At 33.0% G+C, this 11611-nt stretch carries 11 protein-coding genes; 6 read left to right on the top strand and 5 right to left on the bottom strand.

The features are described 5' to 3' along the window. The first annotated feature begins 247 nt into the window (after positions 1 to 247). Genes AAEO57_RS13685 through AAEO57_RS13665 form a run of 5 tightly spaced genes read left to right on the top strand, consistent with a single transcriptional unit; the run spans position 248 to position 6659 of the window. A complete protein-coding gene (locus AAEO57_RS13685) occupies positions 248 to 2116 on the top strand; it encodes a DNA topoisomerase IV subunit B (protein WP_341693535.1) in 1869 nt (622 codons plus the stop codon). A gap of 4 nt (positions 2117 to 2120) precedes the next feature. Further along, complete coding sequence (locus tag AAEO57_RS13680) at positions 2121 to 2243, top strand: hypothetical protein (RefSeq protein WP_280115297.1); 123 nt, start codon at positions 2121 to 2123, stop codon at positions 2241 to 2243. Positions 2244 to 2252: 9 nt separating this feature from the next. Next, positions 2253 to 3320, top strand: a complete 1068-nt coding sequence (locus AAEO57_RS13675) for a PDDEXK nuclease domain-containing protein (RefSeq protein ID WP_341693531.1) — start codon at positions 2253 to 2255, stop codon at positions 3318 to 3320. Next, on the top strand, positions 3321 to 3911 hold the full coding sequence (locus AAEO57_RS13670; RefSeq protein ID WP_341693529.1) for a hypothetical protein: 591 nt from the start codon (positions 3321 to 3323) through the stop codon (positions 3909 to 3911). 27 nt (positions 3912 to 3938) lie between these two features. Then, entirely contained in the window at positions 3939 to 6659 is a 2721-nt protein-coding gene (locus AAEO57_RS13665; protein WP_341693527.1) for a DNA gyrase/topoisomerase IV subunit A, read from the top strand. Between the two features lie 69 nt (positions 6660 to 6728). Here AAEO57_RS13665 and bcp read toward each other — a convergent pair whose 3' ends face one another. Then, positions 6729 to 7181 (bottom strand): thioredoxin-dependent thiol peroxidase, encoded by a 453-nt coding sequence (gene bcp, locus AAEO57_RS13660; protein WP_341693526.1) that lies wholly within the window; start codon positions 7179 to 7181, stop codon positions 6729 to 6731. Between the two features lie 314 nt (positions 7182 to 7495). Between bcp and AAEO57_RS13655 the strand changes: the two genes are divergently transcribed. Continuing rightward, positions 7496 to 8152 carry an endonuclease III domain-containing protein gene (locus AAEO57_RS13655; RefSeq protein WP_341693525.1) on the top strand — a complete coding sequence of 219 codons (657 nt, stop codon included), beginning with the start codon at positions 7496 to 7498 and terminating at the stop codon, positions 8150 to 8152. A gap of 14 nt (positions 8153 to 8166) precedes the next feature. Here the strand turns inward: AAEO57_RS13655 and AAEO57_RS13650 are convergent, their stop codons facing one another. From AAEO57_RS13650 to AAEO57_RS13635, 4 genes are all read right to left on the bottom strand, one after another. Continuing rightward, positions 8167 to 9231, bottom strand: coding sequence for a tetratricopeptide repeat protein (locus AAEO57_RS13650; protein ID WP_341693523.1), 1065 nt, complete (start codon positions 9229 to 9231; stop codon positions 8167 to 8169). Positions 9232 to 9733: 502 nt separating this feature from the next. After that, a complete protein-coding gene (locus tag AAEO57_RS13645) occupies positions 9734 to 9877 on the bottom strand; it encodes a hypothetical protein (RefSeq protein WP_341693521.1) in 144 nt (47 codons plus the stop codon). A gap of 50 nt (positions 9878 to 9927) precedes the next feature. After that, positions 9928 to 10512, bottom strand: a complete 585-nt coding sequence (locus AAEO57_RS13640) for an RNA polymerase sigma factor (RefSeq protein WP_341693519.1) — start codon at positions 10510 to 10512, stop codon at positions 9928 to 9930. 323 nt (positions 10513 to 10835) lie between these two features. Then, positions 10836 to 11594 (bottom strand): glycoside hydrolase family 16 protein, encoded by a 759-nt coding sequence (locus AAEO57_RS13635; protein ID WP_341693517.1) that lies wholly within the window; start codon positions 11592 to 11594, stop codon positions 10836 to 10838. Positions 11595 to 11611 lie beyond the last annotated feature (17 nt).

Genomic DNA, 11611 nt, shown 5'->3' with positions numbered 1-11611 from the left:
TTCGTAATATTGATTTACGAACATAATAATCATTTCAAATCGTCACGCTCTAAAATGACTCTTAAAATACAGATTTACAATAATTTCAAAGAACTTATTTTAATTTTTAGTGGACACTAGTGGTTTGTATTATTTTCTCATCAATTTAAATAGAAATTTAAAGCTGTTTTTATTGATAACTTTAAAATGATACGCTTTCATTTTTTACCGATAAATGGTACATTAGCCAAAAATCCAAACTTCATTTATGCTAGAGCAAAATCAATATACCGAAGATAATATCCGATCACTCGATTGGAAAGAACATATCCGTATGCGTCCGGGAATGTACATCGGAAAACTCGGAGACGGATCTGCACCTGACGATGGTATTTACATTCTTTTAAAAGAGGTTTTAGACAACTGTATCGACGAGTTCGTAATGGGCTCAGGAAAAACTATTGAGGTAAGCATTAAAGACAAAACCGTAACGGTTCGTGATTACGGACGTGGAATTCCGTTAGGAAAAGTGGTCGATGTTGTTTCGAAAATGAACACAGGAGGAAAATACGACACAAAAGCTTTCCAGAAATCGGTTGGTCTGAATGGTGTCGGAACGAAGGCTGTAAATGCACTTTCGACTTTTTTTCGTGTAGAATCGGTTCGTGATGAAAAACAAAAAGCAGCTGAATTTTCCGGCGGAAATCTGGTTTTAGAAGAAGACGTAATCGAAACCACAAAACGAAAAGGAACAAAAGTTGTTTTTACGCCAGACGAAACGATTTTCAAAAACTATAAATTCCGAATGGAATATGTGGTAAAAATGGTCAAAAACTATTGTTACTTAAACAATGGTCTGACAATTATTTTTAATGGAGAAAAATACTATTCAGAAAACGGGCTTCGCGATTTATTAGAGGAAACGATCAGTGAAGAAGATTTAGAATATCCAATTATTCATTTGAAAGATCATGATATTGAAGTCGCGCTGACACACAGTAAAACGCAGTACAGTGAAGAATATCACTCTTTTGTGAACGGTCAGAATACCACACAGGGAGGAACGCACTTAGCTGCTTATCGTGAAGCTGTTGTCAAAACGATTCGTGAGTTCTACAATAAAAACTTCGAAGCATCAGACGTTCGTAAATCGATTGTGAGTGCGATTAGTATTAAAGTAATGGAACCGGTTTTTGAGTCTCAGACCAAAACAAAATTAGGTTCTACAGATATGGGTTCTGATGACGGAACTCCTGCAGTTTCTGTTCGTACCTTTGTTAACGATTTCATCAAAACAAAACTGGATAATTATTTGCATAAAAATCCAACAACTGCAGAAGCTTTATTACGTAAAATTCTTCAGGCAGAACGCGAGCGTAAAGAATTATCAGGAATTAGAAAACTGGCGACAGATCGTGCAAAAAAAGCCAATCTTCACAATAAAAAATTAAGAGACTGCCGTGCGCATCTTCCGGATACTAAAAACCCAAGAAACTTAGAAAGTACGCTTTTTATTACCGAGGGAGATTCGGCTTCCGGATCTATTACAAAATCGCGTGACGTGAATACACAAGCGGTTTTCAGTTTGCGTGGTAAGCCTTTGAATTCATACGGAATGAGTAAAAAAATCGTGTATGAAAACGAAGAATTCAACTTACTGCAAGCGGCACTTGATATTGAAGACGGATTAGAAAAATTACGTTACAACAACATCGTAATTGCAACCGATGCTGATGTCGACGGAATGCACATTCGTTTGCTTCTGATTACATTTTTCCTTCAGTTTTTCCCTGAATTAATCAAAGAAGGTCATTTGTATATTTTACAAACACCGCTTTTCAGGGTTCGTAACAAAAAAGAAACGATTTATTGTTACTCTGAAGAAGAAAGAAAAGATGCGATAGAAAAACTTAAACCAAAGCCGGAAATCACCCGATTTAAAGGTTTAGGAGAGATTTCGCCAGATGAGTTCAAGAACTTTATTGGAGACACAATCCGCCTTGACCCGGTTATGATGGATAAACATACTTCGATTGAGCAATTATTGTCTTTCTATATGGGTAAAAACACACCTGACAGACAAGATTTTATTATAAAAAATCTAAAAGTTGAATTGGACGCCGTTGAGGAAATATAAAAAAATGGAAAAGAAGAAATTAATTTATGCAGCACTAGTGTTTATTGTAAGTTTTGCAATCACTTATGTTTTAATTAAAAATTATAAAAAGAGTCAGAATACTATTGAAAATATTCAGGTTAAATAAAAAATAATATTGTCAAACGATCTTCAAAACAAAGTCCTTTTTCAACAAGTTGCGGAGTTATTGCATAATGCCCGACAACAGGTTTTGCGTACCGTAAATTCAACAATGGTTTATACTTATTTTGAGATAGGGAAAATTATAGTTGAAGAAGAGCAAAATGGAAAAGACAGAGCTGAATATGGTAAAAAACTTTTAAAAGGTCTATCTAAGCAACTTATGAAAGAATTTGGTAAAGGATTTTCTGTAGAAAATCTTGACCGAATGAGAAAATTTTATAAGATATATTCAATTTCGTCGACACTGTCTACGAAATTGGAAAATAAAGATTCACAGCAACTTTCACTCGTAGCAGAAGATCCTTCATCTTTACTTCGCTTTAAACTGACATGGTCTCATTATACTTTTTTAATGAGAATAGATGATGAAAAGGAAAGACGTTTTTACGAAATAGAATCTGAAAAATACAATTGGAGTGTAAGAGAATTAAAACGCCAATATGATTCAGCATTATATACTAGATTAGCTTTAAGCCGAGATAAAGAAGGAGTTCTGGAAATTTCACAAAAAGGCCAAATAATTGAAAAACCGAAAGATTTAATTAAAGATCCTTATATACTTGAATTTTTAGGATTACCAGAATTACATCAATATTCAGAATCGCAGTTAGAAGAAGAAATCATCAATAAGCTGGAACATTTCTTATTAGAATTAGGACACGGTTTTACTTTCGTTGGAAGACAACAAAGGATAACTTTTGATGACAAACATTTCAGAATTGACTTAGTTTTTTACAACAGAATATTAAAATGTTTTGTTCTTATTGATCTTAAAATTGGAGAATTAAAACATCAGGATTTAGGTCAGATGCAAATGTATGTTAACTATTATGATAGGGAAATGCGTCTAGAAGATGAGAACAAAACCATTGGAATTGTTCTTTGCCAAAACAAAAGTGAAGCTGTGGTAAAATATACCTTACCCGAAAATAATGAACAGATTTTTGCGAGTAAATATAAAACCGTTTTACCAAGTGTTGAGGTTTTGAAAGAACTTCTTCAAAATAATAGAGAGCGATAAATGAAGAAAATTATATTTTTGATCGTAACCTTACTTTTAATTTCTTGTAAAAAGAATGATACAGATGAAACATTTAGTAAAGTAATTAATAAAAGAGAGTTTCCAATAAAGAATTATTCTAAGATTGAACTGATTTCTTATTATAATAGAAATTATTGGGATACTAAATTTAAAGGAGAATTTCCAATTCACAAAGTATTAGTAGATAAATATAAATTAACTTTCGACAGTACAATGATACAGGGAAGAGTTGTTTTAAATAAAATTCAGGAAAAAGAGCTTTTGAATTTAATGATAAGTGATAGCTGTTCACTTGATCAAATTGAGTCAGCTTGCTATAATCCTAGACACATGATTCTGTTTAGAGATAATAAAAACAGAATTATTGGTTATAATGAGTTTTGCTTAGAATGTGAAAGCTCAAGAGTTTCAGATAATTTAGAAGATTTTCAAAGCTATTGTTATTATGATATGAGTAACTTATTTAAAAAATTTGGAATTACACTTTTTGTAGAAAATGATGATCCAAAAGCAATAGCGAAAGAAGAAGCATTCGTAGAAAAAAATTTAGCAATCAAAGCGATTAAATAGAAATACTGAAATAATTCAGCATATAAAATGAAAGACGAAGAAGACGATAACATAATTCCAAACGACGACGAAAATACTCAGGATGAAAACCAGATTGATGACAATCAAAATGGAGATGACGATGAGATTATCGACGTAGATGCTAAACATTTTGAAGGGCAGCATTTTTACGAAAATCAGGAAGAAGAAGGCGAAGACGTTATTACCAAAGTAACAGGTATGTACAAAGACTGGTTTCTGGATTACGCTTCGTACGTAATTCTGGAACGTGCTGTTCCTGCTATCGAAGACGGATTCAAGCCTGTTCAGCGTCGTATTATGCACTCTCTAAAAGAGCTGGACGATGGTCGTTACAATAAAGTTGCCAATGTTGTTGGGCACACCATGCAGTATCACCCACACGGAGATGCGAGTATTGGTGATGCTATGGTACAAATTGGCCAAAAAGATTTATTGATTGACTGTCAGGGGAACTGGGGAAATATTTTGACTGGTGACGGTGCTGCTGCTCCCCGTTATATCGAGGCTCGTTTGTCAAAATTTGCTTTGGAGGTTTTATATTCTCCAAAAATCACTGAGTGGGGATTATCGTATGACGGTAGAAAGGCAGAACCAATTAATCTTCCTGTAAAATTCCCATTGCTTTTGGCGCAGGGAGCTGAAGGTATTGCGGTAGGTTTGTCAACGAAAGTTTTACCTCATAACTTCAACGAATTAATTGATGCTTCGATTAAAATCTTAAAAGGGAAACCTTTTACGCTTTATCCCGATTTTATGACGCAGGGTATTGCCGACGTTTCGAATTACAATGACGGAATGCGTGGCGGACGTGTGCGTGTACGTGCTAAAATTTCACAATTAGACAAAAATACTTTGGTGATTACTCAGATTCCGTTTTCTACCAATACTTCGAGTTTGATTGACAGTATTTTGAAAGCCAATGAAAAAGGTAAAATCAAAATTAAGAAAATTGAAGACAATACGGCTGCCGATGTTGAGATTTTAATTCATCTTTTCCCGGGTGTTTCACCGGATAAAACCATTGATGCTTTGTTTGCATTTACAGCCTGCGAAACCTCTGTTGCACCTTTAGGATGTGTTATTGAAGACAACAAACCTTTGTTTATCGGGGTTTCTGAAATGTTAAAAATTTCAACACACAGAACAGTTGATTTACTTCGTCAGGAATTAGAAATTCAGTTAGAAGAATTAAAAAATAAGTGGCACTTTTCTACTTTGGAGAAAATATTCATTCGTGAAGAAATGTATATCGACTTCAAATTATACGGAGACAGAGAGTCATTATACAAATATTTATACGATCGTTTTGAGCCTTTCAAAAAATCATTCGTCAGAGAAATCAATGACGATGATTTACAGCGTTTGACACAAATCCCGATGATTCGTATTACGCGTTTCGACTCTGATAAAGCGGATGACTTAATCGCTAAGTTAGAAGACGAAATGAAAGAAGTAGAGCATAATCTGGAGCATTTAACAGATTTCGCGATTGCTTACTTTACCAAATTAAAAGAGAAATACGGAAAAGGACGCGAACGCCAGACCGAACTTCGTGTTTTTGATAATGTTGAAGCTACAAAAGTTGTTTTACGAAACACAAAATTATACGTAAACCGTGAAGAAGGTTTCGTAGGAACCAGCTTAAAGAAAGACGAATACGTCGGTGATTGTTCTGATATTGATGATGTCATTGTTTTTTTACGAGACGGAACCATGATGATTACAAAAGTGGATGCCAAAACGTTTGTTGGAAAAGATATTATACATGTTGCCGTTTTTGATAAGAGTGATAAACGAACCATTTACAATATGATTTACCGAGATGGAAAATCCGGCCCATCTTACATAAAACGTTTCAATGTTACCGGAGTCACCAGAGATAAAGCGTATGATTTAACAAATGGAACCAAAGGTTCTCAGGTTGTTTATTTTTCGCACAATCCAAATGGAGAAGCTGAAGTCGTAACCATATTGCTCCGCCAGATTGGAACAATCAAAAAACTCAAATTCGATATTGATTTTGCAAAATTAGCAATCAAAGGGCGTAGCTCTAAAGGAAATTTAGTAACCAAATATCCTATCAAGAAAATTGAATTGAAGGAAAAAGGAATCTCAACTCTTCTTCCAAGAAAAGTTTGGTTTGATGACACAGTAAAACGTCTAAATGTGGACGGAAGAGGAGAATTACTGGGTGAGTTCAAACCAACAGACAAAATTTTGGTGATTAGTCAATCCGGAAAATTAAAAGTGATTATTCCGGAGTTATCAACTCATTTTGAAGAAGATATGATTGTTCTGGAAAAATGGAAGCCGAAAAAGCCAATTTCTGCGATTTATTATGATGGTGAAAAAGAGCGTTATTTCTTAAAGCGTTTCCTTGTGGAGAATGAAGGTAAAGAAGACAGCTTTATCACGGATCACCCTAATTCACAATTAGAAATTGTATCTACAGATTATCGCCCTGTAGCGCAATTGGTTTTTGCGAAGGTGAAAGGAGTCCAAAAAGAGGATCTGCATATTGATGTAGAGGACTTTATAGCTGTAAAAGGTTTTAAAGCATTAGGAAATCAACTGACGACTGACAAGTTAAGACAAGTCAATTTGTTAGAACCGCTTCCTTATGAAGAACCAGTTGAAGAGGTTCCTGAAAAACCTGAAATCTCAGAAGATGAACCAGTAGAAACTGAATTAGATGACGACGGTCAGATTGGTTTGGTTTTAGAATAATATTTTCAAATAGAAATTTACAAAAATGCCCTTTTCGAAAAGGGCATTTTTATTAGATTTTAACTTTTATTATTTCAGAATTTGAGCTGCATGTTCTTTTGTTTTTACCTGCGAAATAACCTCATCGATAACTCCGTTTTCATCAATTACAAAAGTCGTTCTGTGGATTCCGTCATATTCTTTTCCCATGAATTTCTTTGGTCCCCAAACGCCAAATGCGTTGATTACTGATTTATCTTCATCTGCTAAAAGCGGAAAAGGAAATTCGTATTTGTCTTTGAACTTCAATTGTGCTTTCTGATTGTCAGCGCTTACACCTAAAAGCTCGTAATTATTGGCTTTAAAACGTTCAAAATTATCCCTTAAATCACAGGCTTCTGCAGTGCAGCCTGGCGTACTGGCTTTTGGATAAAAGAAAACCACTAGTTTTTTTCCGGCATAATCTGCCAGTGTATGTGCTTTCCCATCTTGGTCAATTCCTGAAAAATTTGGTGCTTTATCTCCTTTTTGTAATGTTGTCATTTTTTTTAGATTATTAGATTATTGGACTACTTAGAATTTGAGATTGTATTTCGAGTTATAAATATAAAATAATTCATAATTCATAATTCATAATTCATAATTCATAATTCATAATTCATAATTAAAAAATGCCCCGGATTGAAGTGAAAACCCCGGAACTGTGAAAGTTTACATTTTTTGCATTAAGAAAGCGACCGGAGGAAGCTCTTGTTAATGCTCAAAAATGTTACTTTGACAATGAGGAGTTGAAACGTAAAGCCGGATTAGGCACATCATCAAAATTATGCTATTTTTACGACATTAAAAATACGGAAATGAATAAAGAAGCCCGAGTACAATTTGTTATAAATACGTTAAAAGACCTCTACCCTGTTATACCTGTACCGCTTGACCACAAAGACCCTTATACTTTATTGATAGCCGTTTTACTTTCGGCACAATGTACAGATGTACGTGTGAATCAAATTACTCCACTGCTTTTTGCAAAGGCTGATAATCCGTATGATATGGTAAAAATGTCGATTGAAGAAATTAAGGAAATTATTCGTCCTTGCGGTTTATCGCCCATGAAATCTAAGGGAATTCACGGCCTATCGGAGATTTTAATTGAAAAGCATAACGGAGAAGTTCCGCAGAGTTTTGAAGCGCTTGAGGCTTTACCGGCTGTTGGTCATAAAACAGCTAGTGTTGTGATGTCGCAGGCATTTGGAGTTCCGGCTTTTCCTGTTGATACCCATATTCACAGGCTGATGTACAGATGGAATTTATCAAATGGAAAAAATGTAGTTCAGACGGAAAAAGATGCAAAAAGGCTTTTTCCCAGAGAATTATGGAATGACCTGCATTTACAAATTATCTGGTACGGTCGGGAATATTCACCTGCAAGAAGCTGGAGTCTCGAAAAAGATATTATTACCAGAACTATTGGAAAAAAATCTGTGATAGAAGAAGCTGCTAAAAAGAAAATTTAGCAGCTCCTGATATATTATTTACTATTTTTTAAAGCATTATATTCATTAGTCATTTCCAGAGCTCTGTATATCCCCAAAAGTGATTTTTTTGCTTCTTCGTTGCCTGGTTCGATAAGTAAAGCTTTTTTAAGGTACGGAATTGCACTTTTTACAATTTCATCTTTTTTAGCATTTAATTCTTCGTATTGCTTTACTTCTTTTGGAGTATTTCCCAATGCATTCATCTGATCCAACAACGCCTTTTTCAATTCCATTTTGACAAAAACAAGGTTAATGCAACAATTAATACAATTAGGATTTAACTGCAAAGCATCCATATAGTTTTTTTCTGCATTAGCAAAATCATTTCTTTCTAAATATGAAAAAGCCAGATTAATCAAAACTTCTTCTCTTTTAGAAGGAGGAAAGAAATTTCTGGGTTTCTCGTAAACACCTTCACTAACCGCCAAATCACGCGCACCTAAAGAAACAAAAGCGTCTTCTTCTTTTGTCTTTTTATGAGTTGCATAAAAAATAGTTCCTGTTCCTGTATAATTCTTTTTTTTAAGTTCCCCATAATACTTAATAGCTGAAACATAATCTTTACCTGAAAGTGAAGCCGCTGCTGCATTGTATAAGTTCAATGTATCTTTTTTATCAAATAAGTAAACTTCATAACTCTTATCAGCACTTTCTTTGTATTTACCTTCTTTGAAGTCACTAATTGCCCCCTTAACGAGCTTTGATTTAATATCTTTTAAAGCTAAATCTGCCTTCAAAGCATATTTGTAATGACGTGAATCGTTTTCGTATAAAAGTACATCCTGATATGCGCCTGATGCTAAAGTATAATTATTTGCCGGATCTATATTTTTAGTCGCTAAATCTTTGTAGCTATTTCCCTTTAAGTAAAAAAAGTCAGATTTGGTTACGTCAGGAGCGTTTACAATAAGGTATTCTATTTTTTTTAAAATTGTTATAGATTCCTCAATTTTACCTTTGTCATAAAAGGACTGAGCTTCTTTTATTTGATCTTTTTGTGCAAAGACACTAACATTAATCAATAACAGAAAGGATAGTATTTTAATATTATTTTTCATTTTTTGTTTAGTTTGATTGTTAAATAAATTGATAATTTAAGTGTAATTCACATTTAAAAGAGCCAAACAAAACAAAATAAATTATTGTAGTTATTCTTCATAGATTATTAAAGTTAATGGATTAAAATATTCATTTTTATTATTATTTTCTTTTCTTCTGACAATTTTCAATTCAACAAATTTGAATTTATTGATATGCACAAAATAAAAGCTTTTTTTCAATAAACTAAATATAAAAATCAGCCAAACTAACAAAGCACTAAACTTTAACACCGTAATAATAAAAATCATAATTAAAGTATAATTCCTTTAATTAATTAAAAATTTTAACCGCAAATCCTGTTAATTAATTTAAGATTGGCGATCCGTTTTTATCTAAAAAATAAAATTATTGTATAAAAAAACTCACTATTTGTATTTGCATACGAATAGTGAGCTTTCAACCAAAACGACCATTTGGTTTTTCTTTCGAAATAAACATCCGACAAAGTAGTGGGGCTGTTTAATTAGCTATAATCTCAAAACTTTTATTTTCAGTTTTCACAACTTTTAAAGCTTGTGAATAACTTAATAAAAAAGAAACTACTTCTTTTTTTGGCTTTAAGTCTTTTGAAGCTAATGCTTTTTTTGAGTAAATTTTCGCCATACTATGAAAATGTTTTATACCAGTATAACGAACTAATACTCAAAATAGTATTAGTTGGTCAAAATTATTTGATGTTTATCAATAATTTTTCTCAAATTCATTAAAGCATAGCGCATTCTGCCTAATGCTGTATTGATACTAACACCTGTCAGTTCTGAAATTTCTTTGAAACTCATATCCTGATACATACGCATTACCAACACTTCTTTTTGGTCTTGAGGTAGTTCTTCAATTAGTTTTTTCAGATCAACTTCGACCTGATCTACAATCATTTTACCTTCTATTGTCAAAGAATCATCAGACATAATCGAAAAAATCGAAAACTCTTCTGTTTCTCTGTACATTGGCATTTTTTTGGTCTTACGAAAGTGATCTACAATCAAATTATGAGAAATACGCATTACCCAAGGTAAAAATTTACCTTCTTCGTTATATGAATTGGATTTTAAAGTCTTTATAACTTTAATGAAAGTATCCTGAAAAATATCATTTGAAATATCTCTATCAGCTATCTTAGAATATATAAATCCATATATCTTAGACTCGTGTCTTTTTATTAATGTTGCCAGGGCGTTTTCATTGCCTTCAACATAATTTTTCACTAATAGAGCGTCTGGAATATGCAGATCAGCCATAGTACTACTTTTTAGTTTTGTTTTTGAAATTTGGAGTAATTTTTCTAAAAAGTAATTTTATTGTATAGGCTTCTCTTTTTTTGTGTTATGTTAATTATCAGTCCAAATTTAACAAATATTTATTTTAAAAAGCAAACGATAGAACAATAATTAATAATAAAATAGTAAAAATTATTCCTTAAAATTAACTTTTGTCGATAAAGCACTACCAAAAACCAAACAAATAGTACCTTTTTTAACACTTTAAAAAAGAAGACCAACTTGTTTAAATGATTTGACACAAACAAGTTAGCTCTTCTTTTTTTAATAGTAATTGTTTTATTTTATTGATAAATACGAATATAGTCTACATAAAATTTTTGGGGCAAAATACTATCATCAACAGCCGGGCCTCCAAAATTTCCGCCAATAGCGAGATTGACAATGATGTAAAATGGCTTATTAAACGGCCAGATGTCATCATTTTTAACTTCGGGATTAAAAGTATAAACGAGAATATCATCAACAAAAAAATCAATTTTATCTTTATTCCACTCAATTGCATAAACGTGATATCCTTCTTCTATGTTTGGAAATTCGGTTCTTTTCGTATTAATTGTGTTTCCGTGACTGTCCTGTGTATGCAGAGTGGTATAAACCATGTGCGGATCTCTTCCAATATATTCTAAAATATCAATTTCGCCTGTCTTAGGCCATTTTACCTCATCAATATTAGCACCCAACATCCAAAAAGCCGGCCATAAACCGTGACCGACAGGCAACTTCGCCCTTGCTTCAATTCTGCCATACAGAAATTCTTTTTTTCCTTTTGTTGTGATTTTTGTTGAAGTATATTTTTCTCCTTCTTTTCGGCCTTCAATAACCACATTACCATCTTTTATTTCATGATTGGTTTTGGTATAAATTTGCCTTTCATTATTTCCCCAGCCGCAGAGATTGGGACATCCATCGCCAAGTTCATAATTCCACACCGATTCATTCAAACTCTTTTTATTAAAATTCTCCTCCCAAATCAGTTTTCTTTTTACCTGCTGAGCCATGCAAAAACTACTGACCAGAAACAGCACTACTGCTTTTTTCATGTATTATTTATTTTATT

Origin of the sequence: Flavobacterium calami, from assembly GCF_038290035.1 — a bacterium.
GTDB classification, from domain to species: Bacteria; Bacteroidota; Bacteroidia; order Flavobacteriales; family Flavobacteriaceae; genus Flavobacterium; species Flavobacterium calami.
Note: the sequence above shows the minus strand (reverse complement) of the source record. Positions and strands in the feature narration are given on the sequence as shown.